The organism is Indolivaga alginatilytica (genome assembly GCF_003201355.1).
Taxonomy (GTDB): Bacteria; Bacteroidota; Bacteroidia; order Bacteroidales; family Dysgonomonadaceae; genus Dysgonomonas_A; species Dysgonomonas_A alginatilytica.
Window position 1 is genome coordinate 89267 of record NZ_QICL01000015.1, and the last position, 25997, is coordinate 115263.

Below are 25997 nucleotides of genomic sequence, written 5' to 3' on the forward strand. Positions count from 1 at the left end.
AGCGATTATCAGGTACTGTGAAATCCTATAAATCGTTATTAGAGAAAGTGGAAAATCTTGAGAATAAGATAAACAGGAAATAAATAGATGAGAATAAATTTTGTTTCAGGTATTAAATCTAAATAGATTTGTAAATAATTGTTCCATAGAGAGCCTTATACTTTGTAAAGATATAGAGTATAAGGTATTTTTTATTACTGATAACTGTAATTGAGGGTTGTTTTCCAACTCCTGTTGTTGCCAATGCTTTTATCCTGTGGTCAATTTGCGCTGAGGGAAATATCCATATTATTATTTTACATCTGAATCATTCTTCTTTTAGATATAAATACCCATATACACAACCAACCAACCCAGCTCCACCAACAAGGTTTCCAAGTGTAGACGGGATGAGATTTTGTATTAAAAAGCTTCCCCAGGTAATATCAGCCCCTGAGTAAATAGCTGCCGGAATGAAAAACATATTAGCAATAGAATGTTCGTATCCGAGTGTTACGAATAGCATTACAGGAATCCAGATGCTTATGCACCTTCCACTAATATCTTTTGCTGAATATCCCATAAAAACACCTAAACATACCAACCAGTTTGCACCTATTCCTTTTAAAAATATGGTAGAAAAGCTTTGATTTACTTTTATTTCGGAGTAATGATGCAAGTATGCCTGCCAAGGTTGGGTGTCTAATAATCCAACTTCATAAGATAAGACGAAAGCTATAAATTGTGTTCCTATAAAATTGAATAGATAAGACAATAATAGATATTTAAAGAAGACGCTTACATTGATCTTTCTCTGTAGCAGAGGGAAACAAAATCCGGCACAATTGCTTGTGAAAAGATCGGCTCCTGTGATAGAAACCATAATCAATCCTACAGGGAATAAAGCTCCGGCTACGAATTTCACTAAGCCCGGATTAGCTGCTCCAATACCTGTCATTCCACCCGAAACCATAATGGATAATAATCCTCCGAAGGCTATAAAGATGCCTCCGAGTATTGATAATATACAAAATTTTATTAGAGGTATATTCCTCTTAGAGGTAGCTGATTCTGCAAAAAGAAGAGTAATTTCTCTTGGATTGTAGTAACTAGACATGTATTAAAAAATAATAGGTTAGACTGGAAGTCCGTAAGACTTAAAAATCGTTTCTGCTTTTTCTTTTTCGGCAGAGGTTGGAGGCTCTATGTCTTTTAACTGGTAATCAATGCCCAAATCTTGCCATTTTTGTACTGCCATTTGATGGAATGGAAGAATATCCACTCGTTCTACATTTTTGAACTGTGATGCATATTTAGCCCATTCAATCAGATCTTTCTCATCATCGGTATAGTGGGGGAGAAGTACATAACGCAGCCAAGTTGGTTTATTTGTAGCAGCGAGATATTCCATAAACTTCAAGGTCGGTTCCAAAGGAACTGTAGTCAGCTCTTTATATTTCTCAGGATTAATATGTTTGATATCCAATAAAACAAGATCGGTATATTGGAGTACTTCTTTTACCTTTTCATTGAGAAATATACCTGATGTATCAATGGTGGTATGAATCTTGTTTTCTTTGCATAGTTTAAATAACTCTAAAACGAATTCAGGTTGAACCATTGGTTCTCCTCCTGAAATGGTAATTCCTCCTCGGACAAAATTTTTCACTTTATCTAATTCCTGAAAAACCTCTAGAGGTGTAAGCATATATTTTGCGCCATTTTTTTTCCATGTATCAGGATTGTGGCAGTATAAACAACGCAGTGGACAGCCTTGCATAAAGACAACGAAACGGATTCCCGGGCCGTCTTTTGTTCCGAATGTTTCGAATGAATGAATGTATCCTAACATCTATCGCTAAATTAATGTGTAAAACGAAGTGAAGTTTTTATAACTTCACTTCGTTCAGTAATATTTATCTGCCTTATTTAGATAGCAGTGGTAATAGTACGATTAATAACATCTAACTGTTGCTCACGAGTCAGCTTCACAAAGTTCACAGCATAACCCGATACGCGGATGGTTAACTGGGGATATTCTTCAGGACGTTCCATCGCATCGATCAGTAATTGACGGTCAAATACATTTACATTCAGGTGATGACCTGTTTGTAAGAAATACCCATCCATCAATGATGCAAGGTTTTGAGACTCCTCTTCTTTGCCTTTACCTAATGTATTAGGTGTAATAGCAAATGTGTAGGAAATACCGTCATTAGCATGCTCAAACGGAAGTTTCGCAACAGAAGACAGTGACGCAACAGCCCCCTTAGTATCACGTCCGTGCATTGGATTTGCACCCGGTGCAAACGGAGTTCCGTCACGACGACCGTCCGGTGTATTGCCGGTTTTCTTACCATAGACCACATTTGAGGTGATAGTCAATACCGATTGAGTAGGAATTGCATCTTTATACATCTTACGTTTACGAATTTTATTCATAAACTTTTCTACGATTTCTACAGCAAATTTATCTGTATTATCATCATTATTTCCAAAAGGGATATAGTCTTTTTCTAGAATGTAATCTACAGCATCACCATCTGCATCTCTCACGATACGAACTTTACCGTATTTGATAGCAGCAAACGAATCGGCTATAATAGATAATCCCGATACGCCGAAAGCTTGGGTGCGAACGATATCTACATCGTGCAAAGCCATTTCTAAAGCTTCGTACGAATACTTATCGTGCATATAATGGATTATATTCAATGCCTTTACATATGTTTCGGCTACCCAGTCGAGAGTACGGTCAAATTTATCCCATACTTCGTCAAACTCTAAATAGTCGCCTGATACTTTTTCGATCCAATGCTTAGGTAATACCTGTGCTTTTGTCTTCTCGTCTTTACCCCCATTTATAGTATAAAGTAAAGCCTTAGGTAGATTCGCACGAGCTCCGAAGAATTGCATTTGATGTCCTATACGCATAGGAGATACACAACAAGCAATACCATAATCGTCACCTAGTTGGGGACGCATAATATCGTCATTTTCGTATTGAAGAGAAGATGTATCAATAGATACTCTTGCACAATATTTTTTCCAACTTTCGGGTAATCTGTTACTCCAAAGGATTGTGAGGTTCGGTTCGGGCGATGGTCCTAAGTTGTATAGTGTATGCAACATACGATAACTATTTTTAGTTACCATAGAAGCTCCATTATTAGTCATTCCTCCAATAGACTCCGTTACCCAAACAGGATCGCCTGAGAATAGCTCATTGTATTCATTAGTACGTAGATAACGAACAATACGCAGTTTCATAACGAAATGGTCGACCATTTCCTGAGCTTCTTTTTCTGTAATCAAACCAGTTTTAAGATCACGCTCAATATAAATATCAAGAAAAGTTGTTACACGTCCCAAGCTCATTGCAGCACCATTCTGATCTTTTATTGCTCCTAAGTAACCGAAGTATGTCCATTGGATAGCCTCTTGTGCATTAGTTGCTGGATTTGAAATGTCGAAACCATAAAAAGCAGCCATTCGTTTAAGAGCTTTCATAGCTTGAATCTGAGAATTTAACTCTTCACGTAGGCGAATCAAATCATCGGTCATTACAACAGGATCGCATTCTTTGTATCGTTTTTCTCTTTCTTCAATCAGGCGATCAACGCCATAAAGTGCTACTCGACGATAGTCTCCGATAATACGCCCTCGACCATAGGCGTCGGGTAGACCCGTTAATAAGCCGTTACTTCTTGCACGACGAATACTGTCTGTATAGGCAGAAAATACACCTTCGTTATGTGTTTTACGGTATTTTGTAAATATTTCAGATGTGGTTGGGTCCAGCTTGTAGCCATATTCTTCAAGGCTTTGCTGCACCATACGGATTCCACCATTCGGAAAGATAGCTCTTTTGAGAGGTTTGTCTGTTTGTACACCGACTATTTTCTCTAGAGTTTTGTCTATATATCCGGCTTCATAAGCATCAATTTGCGAAGGTATTTTAGTTTCAGCATCATAAACGCCTTTTTCTTTTTCGACCTTAAACATTTCGCTCAGTTTTTCCCACAATTTGGTGGTAGCATCTGTTGGTCCTTCAAGGAAAGATTCATCACCTGTATATTCAGTATAATTTTTTAGGATAAAATCGTTTATATCAATTTTTTCTTTCCATTTTGTACCTTTAAAATCTTTATATATTTCCATTTTTTTTATTAATGATTAGATATTTAAACTTTATTTTGACAGAAATTATTTTTGAAATTGACGTACTTCCTTAATAGTTGCGTAGAGATATTGAAGATCTACTGCTCTCCGATAAAAAAGTATTAGATTCGTAAGATGCTCTGTTGCTTTATTTCCCGAAAGCGTCGAACTATATCATCATTGGCAGGTTTTCTGACTTACTCTATCTTTGAAATTCCTTCCCATTCTTTAACAGAACAGTGGTTTTGAGTTTTTTCAAAGACTTTGGTAGAGCTTACAGCAGCGGGTCTGTTTGAGATTTTCACCCAATTCCCTTTTAATTACTAGTCCGGCTAATGCGAACTCGTAACACCAAAATTCTGATACAAATATAAAAGAATTAATTGATATGATTTTGGTAATAAACAGAAAAATAAATTGTAATTGTTATAGTCTTAATACGTTTATTTTATGAATAGTATTAGGAGTACATGATAATACTACACAGAATGATAAACACTATATAGAAAAGTTTCTTTCAACTTTATATAAAACAGGCATTTATAAATAATACACTATATATCTTTGAAATTTTGAATTAAGTAATATAAACCAACTCCATGTTGGGAATTATGCAGGATTTAGTGTTTCCTTCAAAAAGTAGTATTTAAGAATCAATATGTTATAAAAAAAGGAAAGGTTGTCTCACGACAACCAATCTTCATTATTAACCTTAAATCTAATACTATGAAAAACACATACTTTAAACATTTGGATCAGGAAAAAGTTCAATGAATTATTTCTATATTTAGATAGTTATATCAGATAACTTTTTTCCCTAAAGTTCGAGAATACAGAAAAAAATTATCCTCTTTCCTGAGTATTACCATCCGGATTTATTCTATTAACGGCAGCTTTGACTTCTTTGTTGCTAATTGGCTGCGGAGTTTGATTGCTTTTTATCTTGCGAGCTTCTTCGTAGCCTTTAAAATCTTCGGGAGATTTACTTATTTCATTTTGTTTCATGATTTGATAGATTTAATTGTTCGTATATAATTACTTAACATACGATGTAGCATTTATGTTCTATCAAAATGAATTTTAAATGGTTAGGATTCTAAGATATGGCTTGTAGAACCAAAATGTAATATTCTAAATTAGATAATATTTTCTAAGGAATAAATTTGATCTATAATAATATAGGATTCAGGCTTAAGCCTGAATCCTATATTTAGTTTTAATTATATGCAAGGTTGTGCTGCAAATATTAATATCTGGTAGTAAGTGCTAATCCCTTAAATTTTTCTAATCCACCATCAGAAATAAATACAGTATCGCCTCCAAAAGCGGCATTTATTTCTACCATTTCGTCAATGATATCATCAATTACGCCCGGTTTCGATGCATTTTCTATTTTTACTAAGCTAATCTTATCATCTATGACTTCTGCAGGTTGGTAATAGCCATTTTGAACGAATAAAGTTTTGCCTTTACCTTGTTCTATAGCATTCCATATATCGTTTATATCTACTAAGAACTTACCTGTATTTAGAGCCTCTTTGAGTTCTAATAATCGCTTCTCATTATTTCTATGTGCATATTCTTCTACAATATAGGAATTTGCATCTACAATATGTTGAGCCGATTTACCAAAGCTATCGTTGTGAGTTCCTATAATAATGTCATTATGTTCTGAAACTGTTTTGAAATAAGCTGCTGACTTTTCATCTGCAGAAATAACTATTGGCAATGGATTTTCTCTCCATATTGCCCATACAGCTTTGTCGACTCTACTGAAAAATTCTTTCTGGTAATTGCCTACTCTGGTTGCATTAGACCCTGCTATGGCATTTGTTGTAAATAAACTGTAATTAAAAATTGGGAACGGTCTTCCCAGTTCTTCTATAACTCTTCCGTTTCCAGCTTCAATTAATCTGGCACGGTCTTGTCCTAATACTAAGGTGTAATAGGCTTGTTGTGTATGTTGTGATCTAATTAAATCTCTTGTAGCAAAAGATTCATCAATAATAACCCGATCATTAACAGCAATAGACAAGCGGGTATATTTTGCAATATCTTCATTTACAAATAATACTAAACTTTCAGTATTGTACCGATGGTCTATTTTTTTTACTAATTCATCTAATTGCTCGATAATTTTATTTGCTAATTTTTTGTCTGCCTCCTGCAAAAGTCGCTCGTTAGCCTCTTTTTGTAGGTTACTTAATAAAATAGCATCTTTTTCGTTATCGGGATGTGTGTTGTGCGTATTTAAAATTATACTTACGCAAATCTTGCCTCGTAGGTCTTTGATCTCTTTTAAAATATTATTCATAAAATTTTGATTAAATTATTTTGTAAACTGTTTTTATTTTGGTTAAGGATGATCTGTAATTTTCAGATTATTTTAATTAAACATATTCCTCTTTAAATAAGTTTTGGTATTAACCTATATTTGTTTTGTTTATTTCATTATTCTGATTAACTACTCTCACAAAAAGTCGATAAAATAGCTATAAGTTATTAATGAAATCCAAAAATCTCATTACTTCTAGGTATTGTGTAACTTTTTTAGAGAACCTACTTTTGTCAATGAAGAATTAGCACTTGTTGACATAGTATAATCTTTTTAGAAACGTAGATTAATTGTAGGATTGTCTTTTGTTTCTTTTATGTGCCTTATATCTAATGGATTATTGGGTGTGTTTAGAGTATTTACAATTATAAATAATTAAAATATATGTTAAAGCATGTATGCCTTGTGATTGCCTTATTGGCATTCACAGTAGATTCTTTTGCCCAAAAAACAGCAAAAGAGAGCATAACAGGAATAGTAAAAACAACAGATGGTTACCCTTCGGAATTTATCTCCGTAGTTCTTAAAAATACAAGCTATGGAGATATAACGAATGCTGAAGGGAAGTTTAAGATTGAAGCTCCCGAAGGAGATTATACAATGGTAGTATATTCGATATTTGCTCACCGAAAAGAATTCCCGATAACAGTTAAAGCGGGTACATCAAATTACTTTCCCGATATATCTATTATTGAAAATAAAAATCAGTTGAACGAAGTTGTTGTAACGGGACAGTTTACACCGCAATCTCTTCGAAATTCAATTTATAAAGTTCGTGTAATCAATAGTCAGCAAATAGAGCAGCGAGCGGCTATTAACATACAAGGTGTATTAAATACCGAAATAGGTATTCGTTTATCTAATGATATGGCTTTGGGTGAAACCGATTTCGAATTAATGGGTATGAGTGGAAATAATGTAAAAGTGCTTATAGACGGTGTTCCGGTCATAGACAGACTTGCTGCAAAACAAAGCCTTAGCCAGATAGATATAAATACAGTTGATCGTATCGAAATTATTGAAGGACCAATGTCCGTAATCTACGGAACAGATGCTTTGGCTGGTGTGATAAATGTGATAACGAAAAATGGAAAGCTTGAAGATGGTAAACGTTTGGCTGTCGGAGCTAGGGTGCAAGAAGAAAGTGTAGGGCGTGAGTATAGTTTTTTGACTGGCGAAGGTAACCACAATCAGAGTGTGAATGCTCAATATACTTTAGATAATGGTTTATATGCAGGTGGAAGTTTTACCCGAAATGATTTTGGAGGATGGCAAGGCGATTCTACAGGACGTAAAAAACAATGGCAACCAAAAGAACAATATCTGCTAGGTGGACAGTTAGGGTATGCAAAACAAAACTATAATATTGCTTACAGGCTTGATTATCTGAATGAAAATTTATTGACAGAAGCGGATGTAAATCCTATAACTAATAAGACTTCAGACAAAGAATTTATTGTAAACAGATATACGCATCAGTTGCAAGGGGAATGGAAAGCCAGCAATAATTTTAGTCTTTCAGCAGCAGCTTCTTATCAGGATTATACCAGACGCACTCGTACTACAATGATTGATCTCAATACTGGAAAAAAAGAATTATCCTTAGAAGCAGGTGCACAGGATGAAACTAATTTTAATGCATGGTTTGGGCGTGTAATGGGTGTCTGGAAAGTTTCTAATCAATTGGTTTTACAACCCGGTGTTGAATTTCAATCGGATGAGGGTACGGGAGATAGAATTGCCGGATCTCATCGTATTAATAATACAGCTCTTTTTCTTTCAGCTGAATATACTCCGGTTAACTGGTTAAGTATTAGACCGGGAGTTCGTTCTTCTTTCAACTCTGCCTATGATGCACCTTGGGCTGTTCCTGCTCTAAATCTAAAAGCCAGAGTGACAGGTGATATTGACTTGCGCTTGTCTTATGCTAGAGGATTCAGATCTCCAACTTTGCAAGAGTTGTACTATACATTCCACGATTCGAATCATCATATTGATGGTAACCCAGATCTTAAAGCTGAATATTCTAACAGTTATATGGCTTCTGTGGCGTGGCGCTCTTTACACGATGGAAATATAAGGCTGACAACTACTTTAACCGGTTTTTATAATGATTTCAGAGACCGTATTTCTTTAGTGGAATCTTTGACTGAAGTAGGTGCTAATACATATTACAATATCGATAAGTTCAGAACGCTAGGTTTGACATTAGAAAATAACTTTTATTGGAAATCGCTCAGGGCTTCATTAAATGTCTCGTATTTAGGTCGCTATAATAGCTTCTATGAAAGTGAAGTGTACCAAGACGAAGAGATGGATAAATTTAGATATTCTCCCGAAGTGGCACTTAATCTTACTTACGATTGGGCTAAAGTCGCAACCTTTAACGTATTCTATAAATTCACTGGACAGCGTAAAGAATTCATGTTCGATGATAATAAAAAAATGGGGTTACTTGGTCTTGACAGTTATAACTGGGCAGACATTACAGTGACTCGTAAAATAGTAAAAGGCTTGATGGGATCTGGTGGAGTGAGAAACCTTTTTGATATAACTACAATACGTAATACCTCTAGTGGAGGTGCGCATAGCGGAGGAACAGGTTCAAGCCAATTAGCTTGTGGACGTTCATATTTTGTAGGCTTAACTTATAATTTTCAACAATAAAAGGTCTTAGATCTTAATTTTAATAACAATAATCAATAAATAAGCAAAATGAAAAGAATACTTTATTTTAGTTTTCTATTGGTGGGATTATTGGCTACTTCGTGTAGTGATGATGATGCACCTCTACCTGACAATTCAGTTAATTTTTCTGCATCCGAATTAGGTATCGGAGAAACAGAAGCATCTAAATCTTTTACCATAAATATAGATAGAAAAGCAGATGCTGCTTTAACTATAGCTCTTACTGCAACACCTAAAGGTATCAGTTATGGTACCGATTATACCACAACCCCTGTAGCCACAGATAATAAATTAACTGTAACTATTCCTGCGGGCGAAACTTCGGCAACAGTAGAAGTGAAAAAAGTAGCGGCTCTATTTGATGGTGATGAAACCATTGATTTTGAAATCACTACTGCTAACGGAGGAATCGTTTTAGGTGATAAAAAAACACTAAAGTTGACTTTTAGCACAATTGTTTCAACAGGATCGAGCCTGACCCTGAATGGAGGCGAAGGTGGATCAAAGGCGGTGAATTCTGTTTTTGTTGATTTTAGCGGGAATGAGCAAACTTCGGTTGCCCGTAAATCGTGGAATTTTGGATTCTCCACAGGTAGCGATTTTGGTGTTATCCTGAATAATACAACTGCAAGTACAGCTATTGAAGCTACCAATCAATCTTTGGATGTTAAAATTTCGGCTGCCGATTCTGCTGCTTATGTTTCGAAATTGGTAATAGGTGGCGATAGTGGTGGCGGTTTTACTATTGTTGATGATGTATTGGGAGATCTTTCCAAATCGGTTATCAAAGAAGGAAAAGTATATATTGTTAGTCTTGGCGATGCGCAACCCCCATTGTATAAAATAAAAGTATCTCAGAAAGATGCTAACACTTATACTATCCAATATGCAAAGAGCAACGAGGCTACTGTAAAATCATTGGATGTTGCTAAAAACACAGCGTATAATTTTGTATATGCTTCGATTACAGAGAATAAAGTAGTGCCCGTAGCACCCGAAAAAGCAAAATGGGATATAGAATGGACAAGTACCATGTATAAAACGGGAACAACTCCTTATATTTTTGCGGATTTTGTATACATCAATGGAAAAGAAGGTGTAACAGCAGTAGAAGTCTTAGGGGATAAGGAGGCATACAATGCATTCAACTCTACGGGTCTTTCTTCTTTACAGTTTTCAGCCGATATAGATGTAATAGGCAGTAAATGGAGAGCTGGTGGAGGTCCTAGCTCTTCTCCAGTAGTAAAAGCCGATCGTTTTTATGTGGTAAAAGATGCCGCCGGCAATGTTTATAAACTACAGTTTGTATCTCTAGGCGATCAAAGAGGTTATCCGCAGATAAAGTATGTTTTAGTAAAATAAAGTACATAACCATAAATAATAATAAAAAAGAACTACACGATTGGCAAACTGATATGATTTCAGTTTGTCAATCTGTATCTGTTAAAAGCTCATATGAATAAAACTAAAATCATTATTATACTTGCCGCAATATTAGTTATTGCAGCAGGATGCGTGGCTTGGGCTAAATTGGCTTCGACGACAAAGATCGCCTTAGTCAATTTTCAGCAATTCCAGTCTACAAGCTTTATAAAGTCGAATACTGATAACTTTATCAAGTACGAAGATGTATCTCTCGAAGAATTAGATAAGTTGGGAGATTACGATTTTGTGTTAGGTTTTGGTATGGGAATGAAGGCTACTGCCGAACAACGTGCCCAAATACAGGCTGCTGCCGATAAAGGGGTTCCTGTTTATATTTATGCAGCAACCAATCCCGAGAATGCTATTTGTAATCTGGATAGTATTCAAAAAGAACAAGTATCAGCCTATATTGGTAATGGAAACAAAAAGAATTATCAGAGTCTGGCTAGATATATTCGTCAGGATATAGATAAGAAGACATTTTTTGTTACACCTCCCGATTCTTTAGTAGAAATAGCCGATGATGTTCTTTATCATTTGGATGAAAATATGTCTTTTAAGACTGTTGCCGAATACGAAGCTTATCTGAAAAAACTGAATATCTTTAAAGAAGGTGCTCCTAAAGTAGCTGTTGTAGGGGGATTGAATGATCCATTCAGTGGTAACAGAGATAATATAGATAGTATGATTGTTTCGTTTCAGAATGCAGGAACAAACATCTATCCTGTATCATCAGGAATGAAACGATTGGATTTCTTGAAAGAAATTAACCCCGATGCAGTTATCTACTTTGCACATGGTCGTTTGGCTATGGGGCAAGCTGATGCGGCAGTGGAATGGCTGAAAGAAAAAAATATTCCGATTTTCTCTCCATTAAGTATTCTGCAAACTAAAGATGAGTGGATGAACGATCCGATGGGAATGTTCGGCGGTTTCATGTCGCAAAGTGTAGTTATGCCCGAATTGGATGGAGCTATTTATCCATATGTGATTAATGCACAGGAAATAGATAAAGATGGAGTATATGTATTTAAAGCTATTCCAGATAGATTAAAGAGTTTTACTCAAATTGTAAGCAATTTTATTTCGTTGAAACATAAGAGTAATGCTGATAAGAAAATATCAATCTACTTTTTCAAAGGGGCAGGGCAGGAGACTCTTACCGCTCAGGGATTGGAAACTATGCCATCGCTTTACAACGTACTGTTACGATTAAAAGCCGAAGGTTATAAAGTAGATAATTTACCTGCAACCGAAAAAGAATTTGAGAAATTATTGATGACACAGGGCGAAGTATTGAGTCCTTATGCAGAAGGAGCTTTCGACAGTTTCCTTAACAATGGTAAACCCGCTTTGATCGAAAAATCTCAATATGAATCGTGGATCAATCAATCTTTGTCCAAAGAATTGTATGCCGAAGTTGTAAATACATACGGAGAAGCTCCCGGAGCATATATGAGTGTACAAAAAGATAACAAATCATATCTGGCTGTTGCTCGTATTCAATTAGGAAATATTGCTTTACTTCCACAGCCAATGGCTGGTTTAGGCGGTGATGTATTTGCTATTGTTCACGGAGCAAAATCGCCTCCTCCTCATACTTATATCGGAGCATATTTGTGGTCTCAGTATGAGTTTAAGGCAGATGCGATGTTACATTTTGGGACACATGGTAGTTTAGAGTTCACACCTCAAAAACAAGTGGCACTGGGTAGTAATGATTGGCCTGATCGTTTAGTAGGAACTATTCCTCATTTTTACTACTATACCATTGGTAATGTGGGTGAAAGTATGATGGCAAAACGCCGTTCGTATGCAACAACTATCTCTTACCTGACTCCTGCGTTTATGGAAAGCAACACCCGTTCGCAATTCAAAACCTTACAGGAAAAGATACGTGACTATTATAAAACAGATGAGGCAAGACAACCTCAGGCTTCGTTGATGGTGAAAAAAATAGCTGTAGAAATGGGCTTGCACCGAGATCTTCGTCTCGATAGTGTCTTGACTAAACCATATTCAACCGAAGATATTGAAAGAATAGAGAATTTTGCCGAAGAAATCTCGAATGAGAAAATGAACGGTCACTTATATACTATGGGTGTACCTTATACTCCCGAAAAGATTCTTTCTTCGGTAATGGCAATGAGTGCCGATCCTATTGCTTATAGTTTGGCTGCTCTTGACAGACAAAGAGGCAAGGTAACCGAAGTGCAATTGAAAAACAAAGCATTCTTTACTCAACATTATCTGGAACCTGCTAAAACTTTGGTAAGACAAATATTAGGAGGAAAAGCTGTAAACAATGCACTTATTTGCAGTGTGGCAGGGCTTACCGAAGACGATTTGACGGAAGCTAAAACCATACTGAATCCTCCTAGACGAGGAATGATGGGAGGAGGCTCTTCTTCAACACAAAAGCCTGCTGCTATGGGAGGCAAACCAACTGCTGCTAAACCTAGCGGAGGACATCCTTCTTCGATACCAAAAGACGGAAATAAGCCTGCTAATATGGGGGCTGATAAACCATCGCATCCTCAAAATGCAGATACTGCCAAACAAAGCAAACCTGCTACGGCATCTATGGGAGGAAAAGACAAACCTAAAACTCCAGAATATACTAAAGAGCAAAAAGATCGTGCGCGTGCGATTTCTGAAATAGAGCGTACAATAAATAATATTACAGCTTATAAAACAGGCTTGGAGCAAAGTCCGGAGTTGGAGATGAAAGCGATTATTAATGCTTTTGCAGGCGGATATATTGCTCCTTCTTCGGGTGGTGATGCTGTTGCCAACCCTAATGCTGTGCCAACGGGACGAAACTTATATGCTATTAATGCTGAGGCTACCCCTTCGGAAGTGGCTTGGGATAAAGGTATGGCACTTGTAAATGCAACGCTCGATCAGTATAAGAAAGAACATGGAGAGTATCCCCGTAAGGTGAGTTATACTTTCTGGAGTAGTGAGTTTATCGAAAGCGAAGGAGCTACCATTGCACAAGCACTTTATATGTTGGGTGTTGAGCCTGTGCGTGATGCTTTCGGACGTGTTTCCGACTTGCAATTGATTCCTACCGAAACTTTGGGACGCCCACGTATCGATGTGGTTGTACAAACTTCGGGTCAGTTCCGTGATTTGGCAGCATCTCGTTTGTCATTAATCACACGTGCCGTAGAAATGGCTGCATCTGCTAAAAATGATAAGTACGATAACTTGGTAAGCAAAAGTACGGTTGAAATAGAACGTCAATTGGTAGAGCAGGGTATTTCGCCCAAAGATGCACGAGCAATGTCTACTCAGCGTGTATTTGGAGGTATCAACGGCATGTATGGAACAGGTATTCAAGGCATGGTAACCAGTGGCGATAAGTGGGAATCGGAGAAAGAAATTGCTGATACCTATATCAATAATATGGGTGCTGTGTATGGTGGTGAAAAAGAGTGGGGCGAATTCAAAGCCGGCTTGCTTCGTGCCGTACTTCACAATACGGATGTAATTGTACAACCTCGTCAGAATAATACGTGGGGAGCATTGAGCTTGGATCATGTTTACGAATTTATGGGAGGTATGAACCTTGCTGTTCGTGATGTGACAGGAAAAGACCCCGATGCTTATTTTGCCGATTACCGTAATCGCAACAATGTGAAGATGCAGGACTTGAAAGAAGCTATCGGTGTTGAGGCTCGTTCTACCATCTTCAATCCTGAATATGTGAAAGAGGTAATGAAAGGCGGTTCGTCAAGTGCATCGCAAATAACTGAAGTGGTAACCAATACTTATGGATGGAATGTGATGAAACCCAACGTAATTGACAACGAAATGTGGGATCAGATTTATGATGTATATGTGAAAGACAAAATGAATCTGGGTACACAGGAATTTTTCAAGAAAGAAAATCCTGCCGCTTTGCAAGAAATTACTGCCGTAATGATGGAAACAGCCCGTAAAGGAATGTGGAAAGCTACTGATCAGCAATTGAATGATGTAGCTAAACTGCATACCGATCTGGTGAAAGAATTTGGTTCTACAGGTTCAGGTTTCTCGGGAAGTAATGGAAAACTACAGGACTTTATATCGAAAAAAGTTTCGGCAGACGATGCTAAGGTCTACAATCAGCAATTGCAGAATATGAAAACTGCCAATGCTTCGTCGGACGCTGCTAAAAACGGTATGGTTCTTAAAAAAGATCAGGTAGCAGGACAAGGTGAACAAGGCGAGAAGAATTCACTTAACGGTATTATAATCGTAGGTGTTGTACTTGTTGTATTTGTAATACTACTGATTGTTTTGAAAAAGAAAAGAAAAAGTAGTAAATAATAACAGAAGGGTGGGGAGCCTTAATTAATATAGTAAGGCTCCCTACTATCTATCAAAAACTAGTTCAATACCACTTGAGTAGAACTAGTTATTGTACTTATAAAATTAATAAATAGGTCTGTGACCTTAATTTTAAGAGAATGGAACTAATCATTCAGATATTAATGCTCTTTATTGTTATAAACTGCATACTTAAACTGAGCTTCTGGAAGCCTTGGCAGGCTGCTTTGTTTGGATTGGTGTGTGCTGTATTTATTATCGGGACATATCAATATGCTATACAACAATCGAAAACACAGATCAACGACTATCTTCAAAATACAAAGGCTTTGCAGGATGCGGCGGTATTGGTAACCATAGAGTCAGCCATCTGCTTTGCTTTTTGCTTTGCAGCACTTCGCGAAATATTCGGTAAAACAGTAAAACGATGGGTTCGTCCTTTATATTGGTATCCCAGTTTGCTTATTTTCCCGGTATTGTTCTATCTGCTTACTCAAACCATATTTAGTATGACGGGAACAGATTTTGCTACTATAGCTTATATTTTAGCAGCTATTGCTGTGATCGTTTTTCCGTTGTTCAGTTATGGAATCCGATACCTTGTGCCCGAAAAAGAATTGAGGCTCGAGGTACATTTTCTGGTAAGCCTATTTGTTTGTATACTTGGTCTGCTGACTACCGTTAATGGTAATGTAACTTATGCAGCTTCAGAGGAGCCGATCAACTTTATAGCTTTATTCTCATCAATAGGATTGTTTGCTATAGCTTTTGTTCTGGGATTTTTTTGGAATAAGATTAAGTGGATTATCAGGCAGAAAAAAGCTAATAAATAAATATAATAAATGGGTAAGTGACCCTAATCATATAAATCAAAAAATAAAATATTTTAAATGGAAGCAATTTCTAAAGTCCTCTTTTGGGTAGCCAATAGTCTTTTAATTCCCGATATTATTCTTTTGTTATGTCTTTTTGCCCGTTCGCTATTGCTGATTGGCAGTTTCTACAATCAGTTTATGACTAAACGAAAGATTGATAAAGAGATGGACGATAAGATCAAGAATTTATCTTCTTCAAATATAGAAGAATTAAAAGCCGCACTACCAGAGAAAGATAATTCACTATACATAAAATTTTTGCGTGATTTGTTGACAACACCTCCAAGTGAAGCTTATTCAGATTATTTGATCTCAAGCTTCGAGAATGAAGCCGAAAAAGATACTTCTCTTTCGAAGCTATTGGCTAAGATGGGACCTGTACTGGGTCTTATCGGTACGCTTATCGCTATGAGTCCTGCATTGGTAGGATTGTCAACAGGTGATATTGCTGGTATGGCTTATAATATGCAGGTGGTGTTTGCTACTACTGTGGTAGGTCTTGTAGTAAGTGCTGTGGGTTTGGTGACTTTGCAGTTTAAACAACGTTGGTATGCCAAAGATGTAAATAATCTGGATTATGTATCGAGAATGCTAACCGAAAAGGCTCTGTAAGGTCTCAGACCTATCTATTGCTTTGGTAAGTATAAAACCAAGCACTTGCTTTTTTATGAATATACTATTAAATAGTTTACATTACTTAATATGAGAAAACGACAAAGAAGAACAAGTAAGTTTTCGAAAGAAGAGGATACCGATCCATTAAGTGTGATAGTTAATCTTTTCGATGTAGCGATGGTATTTGCCGTAGCCCTTATGGTGGCAATGGTGATGCACATGAATATGACCGAAGTTTTTACACAGCAAGATTATACGATTGTAAAAAATCCGGGAAAAGATAATATGGAAATTATTACCAAAGAGGGTAATAAGATCAATAAATATACACCTTCGGAGGAACAAAGCTCAGGATCTAAAGGTAAAAAAGTGGGCATTGCCTACGAATTAGAGAATGGAGAGATTATTTATGTGCCTGAATAATCAGCATTAAAATAAGATTCATATAGAATCAAAAAGGAGAACAATATTGATTGTTCTCCTTTTTGATATATTGGAATAAAAGTATAAATGCTTTTATTATATAATAGCTTGTAGATATTTAGCCATTTCTGTTTGCACTTTTTTAGCTTCTATAGATGCTGCACTAGCAAAGCTCTCGCTACTGTCAGCATAAATAATGGCACGAGATGAATTTACTAATAAACCACACTCTTTATTCATACCATATTTTACCACCTCTTCCAAAGAACCGCCTTGTGCACCTACTCCCGGAACAAGTAAAAAGTGATTAGGAGCATGTTTACGTATATCAGCAAACATCGAACCTTGAGTTGCACCCACTACGTACATTAATTGCTCGTCGGTACCCCATTCCTGAGATTTCTTTAAAACCTTCTCAAAAAGCTTTTCTCCATTAGCATCTTCTACTAATTGAAAATCTTGTGATCCTTTATTAGAAGTTAGAGCAAGAAGGATTACCCATTTTTTAGGATAGTTTAAAAAAGGGCTAACGCTGTCTTCTCCCATATATGGAGCAACAGTTATAGCAGTCGCTTTTAGATGTTCGAAAGCCGATTTAGCATACATTTCAGATGTATTGCCAATGTCTCCACGTTTAGCATCCAAAATGATAAATTGATCGGGATATTTAGTACGGATATATTCAATTGTTTTTTCTAATGCCCAAAGTCCTTTTGTTCCAAGGCTTTCATAAAAAGCAGTGTTGGGTTTGTATGCAACACAGTAGCGAGCAGTTGCATCTACAATTGCTTTATTAAAAGCATATATAGGATCTTCTTCTTCATATAAGTGCTCGGGAATTTTTTTAAAGTCAGTGTCAAGTCCTACACAAAGAAAAGATTGCTTTCTCTTTATATTTTCAAAAAGTTCTTGTTTTGTCATGAGTATTTGTCTGTTTTTATAATTCGCTTTCTTTTAATCGCTCCGCATTTTCAGCAATTATAAGTTGATCTATAATCTGTTGAATGTCGCCATCCATAATTGCAGAAAGATTATATAGTGTCAAGTTTATTCTATGATCTGTAACACGACCTTGTGGATAGTTATAAGTTCTGATTTTGGCAGAACGGTCACCGGTAGAAACCATTGTTTTTCTTTTGGAAGCTACCTCATCCATATATTTTTGGTATTCCATATTGTAGATACGAGAACGTAACTCGACTAATGCTTTAGCTCTGTTTTTTAGCTGAGATTTTTCATCCTGACATTGTACTGTTACTCCTGTTGGAATGTGTACCATTCGTACAGCCGAATAGGTTGTATTTACTGATTGACCTCCATTTCCAGAAGCACAAAAAGTATCTACACGTATGTCTGATTCTTTTATTTCTACGTCAAATTCTTCAGCTTCGGGTAATACTGCAACTGTTGAGGCTGAGGTATGTACACGACCTTGTGTTTCTGTTGCGGGAACGCGTTGTACACGATGTACACCTGATTCATACTTGAGAATACCATATACACCTTCGCCTGAAACTGTAAATATAATTTCTTTAAAACCACCGGAAGTGCCCTCAGTACAGCTGGTCACTTCGGTTTTCCATCCTTTATTTTCGCAGTATTTCTGATACATTCTATAAAGGTCTCCTGCAAAAATAGCAGCTTCGTCTCCACCTGTTCCTCCGCGAATTTCAACAATTGCGTCTTTATTATCTTGTGGGTCGGCAGGAACCAATAATATTTTGATTTCTTCTTCTAATATAGGTAATCTGGTATTGCTTAGTTCCAGCTCTTCTTTTGCCATTTCTCTAAGCTCACTGTCTGATTCTTTATCAAGTATATTTCTAGCTTCTGAAATGCTGGTTAGTACTTGTATATATTCTTTTCTTGCATTAGCAATTTTTTCAAGGTCACGATATTCTTTATTCAACTTTACATACCGTTTCATATCGGATATGACATTCGGGTCGGTAATTAATTTACCGATTTCCTCGAAACGTATAACTAAAGCATCTAATTTATCTAGTAATGAATGTTGACTCATGTTCTGTTTTTAAGTAGATGAAAGTATTTAATGATATACTTTCTAATCATAACTATCTATTGTTTTTTTGCTAACTAAAGCAATAAAAAGGTCTGAGACCTTAATTTGAAGATGCAAAGATAAGAAAAAGCACTTTATTTCAGGAGTCTTTTTATACTTCTCTGAAATTCTATTGATTATATATTATATTCATGAATAATGCCAAGCAAGATTTGAAAAGTTCTACCATAAATACTCATAAGTTACAAAAAGTAAACAATGAAGGTTACAAAAGTAACCGGAAAAGGCTTATAAGTGTCACTTTTATGATTTTATTAAGTGTTTGTATATCAGCGATAAATAATTAAAAATATAACAAAAGTAACACTTTTGATACAAGTTTCATTTTCTCTGATTTCTGTATCCTGATCACTGTTTATTGATAGATAAACTTAACCACTGATTCGCATTACTTACAAAAATATCAAATCTTCTTAGGAATAGAGATTAGAACGTGTTAAATCTTTCGCAAACAAAAAAACCTCTTTCAGAATAATCCTAAAGAGGTTTTTTACATATTTTTTATTAAGGAAAAGTTTTCTGTTTCTATACAACCCCTTCCATTAACTTAACTAATTTTTTACTCAAAAAGAATAATATAACTGATGCAATACCCGCCATAAAGACAAATAACATAAAGAAATCGTACAGATTAGAAATCTGATAACCTAAAAAACTCTTTGGATTCTCTATTTGCTGTTTTTCCAGTTCTATTCTCACCTGCCCTTTTAATTCAGGATTTTCTATTTTTGAGAATACTATCTTATCAAAAGGAATTGTTTGTTTAGCTTCGGGCTCAACTTTAGCAGTTTCGGCACTTGCAAAATTTTCAGGTAATAACTGCAATGTATATTTAGCTTCAGCATTTTTCACGGCGGCAATTTCAATTAATGCTTCGGGATAATATCCACTCAACATTCCTGCAAATTTATTGGCTGTAGCATTACTCAAAAACCACACACCCATCAACAACGACGCAAATTTAAGTGGTGCCAATTTATTTACCATCGACAAACCGATTGGGGACAAACATAACTCTCCGAATGTATGTATAGTATATAAACTTAGCAACCATATCATACTAACCTTTACACCAGGCTCCAAACCTTTTACTCCAAATGCTATAATAAGATATCCGATAGCCAAAAGGAAAAGACCGATCGATTGTTTATAAGGCGATGCAGGTTCGGCTCCTCTCTTATTAAGAAATCCCCACAACACAACAAATAAAGGAGCAAAAACAACTATTGCAATAGCATTTACCGATTGAAAAGCAGATGTAGGAATAGTCCAACCAAAAATCGATCTATTGGTTTGTTCCTCCGCAAAATAAGTCAATGAAGCACCGGCTTGTTCAAAAGCCGACCAGAAAAATATAACGAAGAAGGCTACAATATAAATAACCCATATTCTGTTCTTTTCAATTTTCGTGAGACTAGGATCAGATATAATAAATCCGGGCATGGCAATTGTCAACGAAAATATAAAGGCTCCAATCAAGTCTTTATCCAACAAAAAGTAGAAAGCAACTAAAAGTACAAACCATATAGCTCCCCACATTCCAATAACTTTCTTGGATACGGAAGCCTTCTTTTCACCAAGAATATCTGTTGAAGCTTTCTTTAAATCTGGTTTCCCGCCAATTTGTCCACCATCGGGACTCAATAAATATTTATCTTTAAACACCAGAAATACAACTACACTAATCAACATACCTATACAGGCAAGTAAAAATCCCCATTTAAAATCAGCAGGATGTCCTGTATCTCCAAATATACCGCAAAGCCAAGGAGCGATAAAAGCACCCAGATTTATCCCCATATAAAAGATAGTAAATGCAGAGTCTACCCTTTTATCACCTTCGGGATATAACTGCCCTACCATTGTTGAAATATTCGGTTTGAAAAAACCATTCCCGAAAATTAAAGCCGTAAGTCCCACAAGCATAAGCGTAGTAGCCAAACTTACATTCTCGAAAAAACATCCTGACAGAAACATAAAAAATTGACCGACAGCCATAATTAAGCCCCCCACAACAATCGACTTCCTGTTACCCCAATATCGGTCTGCTATATAACCTCCAATAAGTGGAGTTAGATATACAAGTCCGGTATAACTGCCATATATCTGTGCCCCGTAAGCTTTATCAAAGAGCAAAGCTTTTGTCATATAAAGGACAAACAAAGCCCTCATGCCATAATAACTGAAACGTTCCCACATTTCGGTAACAAAAAGAAGATATAACCCCTTCGGATGTCCTGTGTTGGTTGCCATAATTAATTTTTGATCTATTATTTTACTTCTTGCATTAATTTCCTAACGATTGGAGAAATAATCAAAACAATAACTCCTACAATCAAAGCATAGATAGCCAGTTGTTGATATCCTCCTGTATACGATAACAGTTTTTCCATTAGCGAAGCATGTTCATTAGGATTAGATATTCCTGCACCTATAATACCTGCTAAATACTGCCCGTAAGCACTAGCTAAGAACCATAATCCCATCATCATCCCTGATAAATGTTTAGGTGATAAGCTGGTTATCATAGATAAACCGATTGGAGACAAACACAATTCGGCTAATGTCATAACAAAATATGCACTTGCAAATATATTCAGCGACGTTTGTCCACTTTCATCTGCAAATAGACGAGTACCGTATAGAATAAAGAATGAACCTCCTAAAAGTAAAAAGCTAATACCAAATTTAACTACAGTATTTGGCTCAATCTTTTTCTTATTCAACCAAACCCATAACAAACCCAATAAAGGACTAAACAGGATAACAAAAAGTGCATTTGCTCCATTATTTACAATATTGGGATCAATATGGAAAAAAGTAAGAGAACTTCGCAAATTTTCATTAGCAAAAAGAGCCAGAGAACCTCCTGCCTGCTCGAAAAACGCGAAAAACACAATTGATAGAAGAATTAATATCAATGCTGCCATAAGCTTCTTACGAGCTTCTTTTGTTGTTGTTTTAAACAATTGATAAAAGAAATAAAATAAAGCGGCAGGACCGATTGTATACATAAAAAGATCCGTATACTGAGTATTTTGGATCATTATATATATTAACGGAATTGTTAGCAATGCTATAATATATACATAAAGCTCTTTCAGTTTTCTTTTGCTTGGAGCCAAATCTTTTAGCGGACTATCGCCAATAGGACCAAGATGCTTTTTAGTAAGCGTAAATGTGATTAAGCCCAAAACCATAACAGCACCTGCAGCCAGAAAGGCATAACTCCACGAGTATCCTTTTCCTAACCAAACACAGATTGCTCCTCCAAAGAACGCACCTACATTTATGCCAGAATAAAACATACTGAATCCGGCTTCTTTCCTTACATCACCATCTTTATACAGGTAACCCACCATAGAAGATATATTCGGCTTAAAAAATCCTGTACCTACTACAGACAATGTAATACCTATATAAAAAAGATCGTGAGGTGCGATTGCTATCAACACATTACCCACGATCATCATTATTGCTCCAAATGTCAGAGATTTCTTAAATCCTAATATCTTATCGGCGAAAATACCTCCCAGAAAAGTAAAAGCATATACAAATGCCTGTATTGCCCCATATTTAAGATTGGCTTCCTTAGCATGTAGGGACAATTGATCAACCATAAAAATAGTAAGAATACCACGCATCCCATAAAAACAGAAGCGCTCCCACATTTCTACGGTAAATAAATACCACAGTTGTTTAGGATACTTACCCTCAAAATTTTGAATTTGATCTAAGGTTAACTCTGCGGATTTTCCTTCAGAATTGGAGTTCTCTGGTTCAGATGATTTCATTATATAATGATAAGTAATCGAAAGTATTTAATGATATATTTTATAAGCATAATTAGCTTTAGTCATTGTACTTACCAAAGTAATAAATAACTCTGCGTGCTTAAATGCTTATTTATATGACAAAAGTAAAAAAAATAATTGTATTCAATCTCATTTTGACGTGTATTATACTATTTCACGATTTATAGTCAAGATGCTAATACTTTGTATTTATGAATCATTCTTTTAATTTATTATAAACATATAGTATTCAAAAGAATTATATCTTTACCCTAGATTTAGAGCCATATATGAAGAATTACTTAAAAAAATCAAAATAAAAGCACTTATCGGACAAATAAACTTTATGGCACCATTTTTGTTTGATAATAAAGGAAGTCAATACTACAAGCACTGGTTGAATACTGGTATAAAATGTAGATAGTAGAAAACATCGAATAAAGGTAAAAAGATTATGGAAAATAATTTCTCACAAAGAGTTCGCAAGATCATGAACTATAGCCGTGAAGAAGCCGGACGTCTCCAAAACTCACATCTGGGACCTGAACATTTGATGCTTGGTATTCTTAGAAACGGGGAAGGATTGGCCATACAGGCATTAAGTGACTCAGGAATAGATTTGGATGATCTCAAATTAGATATCGACAGACATATCATAGAACATCAAGATATGTCTGCAAGTAGTAACAATGAAATTGTATTAACAAAAGGAACTGAAAAGATACTTAAACTAAGTATTCTGGAAGCTCGGTTGACTAAGAGTAAAGAAACCGATTCGGAACATTTACTTCTAGCCATATTGAAAGACAGTGATAATATTGCTGCCAGAGTTTTAGAAAATCAGAACTTTAATTACGCAGGAGCATTTATGTATATTAAGAATTTAGACGAAAACACAGATAATGATTTGTCTCCTAAAATGGGAGCAGATTTTACCGATGATGACGATGATGATCCGACAGAAGGTGCGTCATATCAAAATGTGAATACACAACAACCGCGTCAGTCATCCGATACACCTGTATTAGATAACTTCGGCTCAGACATGACTAAAGCCGCTCTCGAAAACAAACTTGACCCTATTGTGGGTAGAGATAAAGAAATCGAAAGACTGGCTCAAATATTGAGTCGCCGTAAAAAGAATAACCCTATATTAATAGGAGAACCCGGTGTTGGAAAATCGGCAATAGTAGAAGGATTGGCTTTGCGCATTACTCAGAAGAAAGTCTCGCGTGTATTATTCGACAAACGGGTAATATCATTAGATATGGCTTCTGTGGTTGCAGGTACCAAATACAGAGGACAATTTGAAGAACGTATCAAAGCCATTTTGAACGAACTTTCTAAAAATCCTCATATAATTCTATTTATTGATGAAATTCATACTATTGTAGGGGCTGGAGGAGCTACAGGCTCACTTGATGCAGCTAATATGTTGAAACCGGCTCTGGCTAGAGGTGAAATACAATGTATTGGTGCTACAACTTTGGATGAATACAGAAAGAATATCGAAAAAGACGGAGCTTTGGAAAGACGTTTCCAGAAAGTAATGGTAGAACCCACTACTGCAGAGGAAACTCTTCAAATCTTGAGAAACATCAAAGAAAAATACGAAGAGCATCACAATGTAAAATATACAGATGAAGCTTTGGAAGCGTGCGTCAAATTGACAGACCGATACATTACAGACCGTAATTTTCCGGACAAGGCTATTGATGCTTTAGACGAAGCCGGTTCGAGAATGCATTTAGCTAATATAAATGTACCTCCTGTAATAGAGGAAATCGAAAATGAGTTGAAAGATGTAGTTGACCAGAAAACAAATGCAGTAAAAGCTCAAAAATATGAACTTGCTGCAAGTTTCAGGGATAAACAACGTCAATTATTACTTCAACTGGAACAAGAGGAAACCAATTGGGAAAAGCAACTGAAAGAACAACCACAAATTGTGGATGACGAAAAAGTGGCAGAGGTTGTTTCCATGATATCGGGTATACCCGTACAACGAATAGCTGAAGCCGAAGGTTTGAAACTATTAGGAATGAAGGGAACACTTAAGTCTGTAGTTGTGGGACAAGACAATGCTATCGATAAAATAGTAAAAGCTATACAACGCAATCGTGTAGGATTGAAGGACCCTAATAAACCAATCGGTACATTTATGTTCCTTGGACCAACAGGTGTAGGTAAAACTCACTTAGCTAAAAAAATAGCAGAACAACTATTCGATTCTGCCGATGCTTTGATTCGTATAGATATGAGCGAATACATGGAGAAATTCAACGTATCTCGTTTAGTTGGAGCGCCTCCCGGATACGTAGGCTATGAAGAAGGTGGATTGATGACCGAAAAAGTTCGTCGCAAACCTTATTCTGTAATTCTTTTAGATGAGATCGAAAAAGCTCACCCTGATGTATTCAATCTATTGCTGCAGGTACTTGACGAAGGTCACTTAACCGACAGCTTAGGTCATAAGGTTGACTTTAAGAATACAATTCTGATAATGACATCTAATGTTGGAACACGTCAGTTGAAAGATTTTGGCAAAGGAGTTGGTTTCAGTGCAGGAGCAGTTCAGGGAGACATAAACAACGAGTACTCACGAGGTATTCTTCAAAAAGCTTTGAATAAATCATTCTCGCCTGAGTTTATCAATCGTATTGATGATATTGTAATATTCGACCAACTTAACAAAGAATCGATCAACAAGATTATTGATATTGATATGTCGGATTTCTACAAACGAATATTTGCATTGGGATATACTCTTGAGGTAACGAATGAAGCTAAAGACTTTATTGCTGAGAAAGGATACGACGCACAATTTGGAGCAAGACCTCTAAAACGTGCCATCCAAACTTATCTCGAAGATGAAATCGCTGAACTTATCTTGTCCGGTGCACTTCAACAAGGAGATGTAATTGAGGCAATATTGGATAAAGAAGGAGAAAAGCTCAAAGTTGAGCCCAAAAGAAAAGAAGTTACAGTGTAATAAAAGTTACACAAAGTATAACAAAAAGAGTTTCTGATATCCCAGAAGCTCTTTTTTTTTATTAAAAAATATAATTTTCAATAAAAAAATCAATGTCTCAATTTTTAGCAAAACTTATTTATAATAAATAGATTGAATTGATTACTTTTGAAAAATATTTGTTATAATAGATAACAATAACAGAAACATTTATTTAGTATGGATGCTCTTATTAGAGAAGTCATCTAGACTTTTTATTTTTGTGAATTTTCTTTAAAAATATAATTATAAAAGCCATGTAATTGAAAGCTATCCAGCTTGATATTGTTGT

At 35.9% G+C, this 25997-nt stretch carries 16 protein-coding genes and 1 riboswitch; of the genes, 7 read left to right on the plus strand and 9 right to left on the minus strand.

Annotated features, from left to right (window positions below; genetic code table 11):
- Positions 1–307: 307 nt before the first annotated feature.
- The 5 genes from CLV62_RS12380 to CLV62_RS12395 form a co-directional block, all read right to left on the minus strand.
- Positions 308–1096 (minus strand): formate/nitrite transporter family protein, encoded by a 789-nt coding sequence (locus CLV62_RS12380; protein WP_110311102.1) that lies wholly within the window; start codon positions 1094–1096, stop codon positions 308–310.
- Positions 1097–1114: 18 nt separating this feature from the next.
- The gene (gene pflA, locus CLV62_RS12385) at positions 1115–1831 is read right to left on the minus strand and encodes a pyruvate formate-lyase-activating protein (RefSeq protein ID WP_110311103.1); all 717 of its coding nucleotides are present in this window, start codon (positions 1829–1831) and stop codon (positions 1115–1117) included.
- A 77-nt stretch (positions 1832–1908) separates the two neighbouring features.
- On the minus strand, positions 1909–4140 hold the full coding sequence (gene pflB, locus CLV62_RS12390) for a formate C-acetyltransferase (protein WP_110311104.1): 2232 nt from the start codon (positions 4138–4140) through the stop codon (positions 1909–1911).
- Positions 4141–4305: 165 nt separating this feature from the next.
- Positions 4306–4511: riboswitch (cobalamin riboswitch) on the minus strand.
- 472 nt (positions 4512–4983) lie between these two features.
- Entirely contained in the window at positions 4984–5145 is a 162-nt protein-coding gene (locus tag CLV62_RS21705; RefSeq protein WP_170120053.1) for a hypothetical protein, read from the minus strand.
- A gap of 241 nt (positions 5146–5386) precedes the next feature.
- Positions 5387–6454 (minus strand): AOC03_06830 family ribosome hibernation factor, encoded by a 1068-nt coding sequence (locus tag CLV62_RS12395; RefSeq protein ID WP_110311105.1) that lies wholly within the window; start codon positions 6452–6454, stop codon positions 5387–5389.
- 405 nt (positions 6455–6859) lie between these two features.
- On the opposite strand from CLV62_RS12395, the gene CLV62_RS12400 reads away from it, so the two are divergent.
- The 6 genes from CLV62_RS12400 to CLV62_RS12425 all read left to right on the plus strand — a co-directional run bounded on the left by CLV62_RS12400 (position 6860) and on the right by CLV62_RS12425 (position 16818).
- A complete protein-coding gene (locus CLV62_RS12400) occupies positions 6860–9142 on the plus strand; it encodes a TonB-dependent receptor (protein ID WP_110311106.1) in 2283 nt (760 codons plus the stop codon).
- 48 nt (positions 9143–9190) lie between these two features.
- Positions 9191–10525, plus strand: coding sequence for an HmuY family protein (locus CLV62_RS12405; RefSeq protein WP_110311107.1), 1335 nt, complete (start codon positions 9191–9193; stop codon positions 10523–10525).
- A 93-nt stretch (positions 10526–10618) separates the two neighbouring features.
- Complete coding sequence (locus CLV62_RS12410) at positions 10619–14905, plus strand: cobaltochelatase subunit CobN (protein WP_110311108.1); 4287 nt, start codon at positions 10619–10621, stop codon at positions 14903–14905.
- Between the two features lie 140 nt (positions 14906–15045).
- Positions 15046–15738 carry a hypothetical protein gene (locus CLV62_RS12415; protein ID WP_110311109.1) on the plus strand — a complete coding sequence of 231 codons (693 nt, stop codon included), beginning with the start codon at positions 15046–15048 and terminating at the stop codon, positions 15736–15738.
- Between the two features lie 57 nt (positions 15739–15795).
- Positions 15796–16392: a MotA/TolQ/ExbB proton channel family protein gene (locus tag CLV62_RS12420; RefSeq protein ID WP_110311110.1), complete on the plus strand. Its 597-nt coding sequence runs from the start codon at positions 15796–15798 to the stop codon at positions 16390–16392.
- 90 nt (positions 16393–16482) lie between these two features.
- Positions 16483–16818 (plus strand): DUF2149 domain-containing protein, encoded by a 336-nt coding sequence (locus CLV62_RS12425; RefSeq protein ID WP_110311111.1) that lies wholly within the window; start codon positions 16483–16485, stop codon positions 16816–16818.
- A 96-nt stretch (positions 16819–16914) separates the two neighbouring features.
- Here the strand turns inward: CLV62_RS12425 and pyrF are convergent, their stop codons facing one another.
- The 4 genes from pyrF to CLV62_RS12445 form a co-directional block, all read right to left on the minus strand.
- On the minus strand, positions 16915–17739 hold the full coding sequence (gene pyrF, locus CLV62_RS12430; protein ID WP_110311112.1) for an orotidine-5'-phosphate decarboxylase: 825 nt from the start codon (positions 17737–17739) through the stop codon (positions 16915–16917).
- A gap of 16 nt (positions 17740–17755) precedes the next feature.
- Positions 17756–18841 carry a peptide chain release factor 1 gene (gene prfA / locus CLV62_RS12435; RefSeq protein WP_050708972.1) on the minus strand — a complete coding sequence of 362 codons (1086 nt, stop codon included), beginning with the start codon at positions 18839–18841 and terminating at the stop codon, positions 17756–17758.
- A gap of 585 nt (positions 18842–19426) precedes the next feature.
- Positions 19427–21154 carry a peptide MFS transporter gene (locus CLV62_RS12440; RefSeq protein ID WP_110311113.1) on the minus strand — a complete coding sequence of 576 codons (1728 nt, stop codon included), beginning with the start codon at positions 21152–21154 and terminating at the stop codon, positions 19427–19429.
- Between the two features lie 17 nt (positions 21155–21171).
- Positions 21172–22695, minus strand: coding sequence for a peptide MFS transporter (locus CLV62_RS12445; RefSeq protein WP_110311114.1), 1524 nt, complete (start codon positions 22693–22695; stop codon positions 21172–21174).
- 454 nt (positions 22696–23149) lie between these two features.
- Here CLV62_RS12445 and CLV62_RS12450 point away from each other — a divergent pair, with 454 nt between their 5' ends.
- Positions 23150–25687 carry an ATP-dependent Clp protease ATP-binding subunit gene (locus CLV62_RS12450; protein WP_110311115.1) on the plus strand — a complete coding sequence of 846 codons (2538 nt, stop codon included), beginning with the start codon at positions 23150–23152 and terminating at the stop codon, positions 25685–25687.
- Positions 25688–25997: the final 310 nt, after the last annotated feature.

What these genes read in the sequence shown, in the direction of transcription:
- CLV62_RS12380 (WP_110311102.1), bottom strand. Translation starts at nt 1,096, where the DNA reads ATGTCTAGTTACTACAATCCAAGAGAAATTACTCTTCTTTTTGCAGAA.
- pflA (WP_110311103.1), bottom strand. Translation starts at nt 1,831, where the DNA reads ATGTTAGGATACATTCATTCATTCGAAACATTCGGAACAAAAGACGGC.
- pflB (WP_110311104.1), bottom strand. Translation starts at nt 4,140, where the DNA reads ATGGAAATATATAAAGATTTTAAAGGTACAAAATGGAAAGAAAAAATT.
- CLV62_RS21705 (WP_170120053.1), bottom strand. Translation starts at nt 5,145, where the DNA reads ATGAAACAAAATGAAATAAGTAAATCTCCCGAAGATTTTAAAGGCTAC.
- CLV62_RS12395 (WP_110311105.1), bottom strand. Translation starts at nt 6,454, where the DNA reads ATGAATAATATTTTAAAAGAGATCAAAGACCTACGAGGCAAGATTTGC.
- CLV62_RS12400 (WP_110311106.1), top strand. Translation starts at nt 6,860, where the DNA reads ATGTTAAAGCATGTATGCCTTGTGATTGCCTTATTGGCATTCACAGTA.
- CLV62_RS12405 (WP_110311107.1), top strand. Translation starts at nt 9,191, where the DNA reads ATGAAAAGAATACTTTATTTTAGTTTTCTATTGGTGGGATTATTGGCT.
- CLV62_RS12410 (WP_110311108.1), top strand. Translation starts at nt 10,619, where the DNA reads ATGAATAAAACTAAAATCATTATTATACTTGCCGCAATATTAGTTATT.
- CLV62_RS12415 (WP_110311109.1), top strand. Translation starts at nt 15,046, where the DNA reads ATGGAACTAATCATTCAGATATTAATGCTCTTTATTGTTATAAACTGC.
- CLV62_RS12420 (WP_110311110.1), top strand. Translation starts at nt 15,796, where the DNA reads ATGGAAGCAATTTCTAAAGTCCTCTTTTGGGTAGCCAATAGTCTTTTA.
- CLV62_RS12425 (WP_110311111.1), top strand. Translation starts at nt 16,483, where the DNA reads ATGAGAAAACGACAAAGAAGAACAAGTAAGTTTTCGAAAGAAGAGGAT.
- pyrF (WP_110311112.1), bottom strand. Translation starts at nt 17,739, where the DNA reads ATGACAAAACAAGAACTTTTTGAAAATATAAAGAGAAAGCAATCTTTT.
- prfA (WP_050708972.1), bottom strand. Translation starts at nt 18,841, where the DNA reads ATGAGTCAACATTCATTACTAGATAAATTAGATGCTTTAGTTATACGT.
- CLV62_RS12440 (WP_110311113.1), bottom strand. Translation starts at nt 21,154, where the DNA reads ATGGCAACCAACACAGGACATCCGAAGGGGTTATATCTTCTTTTTGTT.
- CLV62_RS12445 (WP_110311114.1), bottom strand. Translation starts at nt 22,695, where the DNA reads ATGAAATCATCTGAACCAGAGAACTCCAATTCTGAAGGAAAATCCGCA.
- CLV62_RS12450 (WP_110311115.1), top strand. Translation starts at nt 23,150, where the DNA reads ATGGAAAATAATTTCTCACAAAGAGTTCGCAAGATCATGAACTATAGC.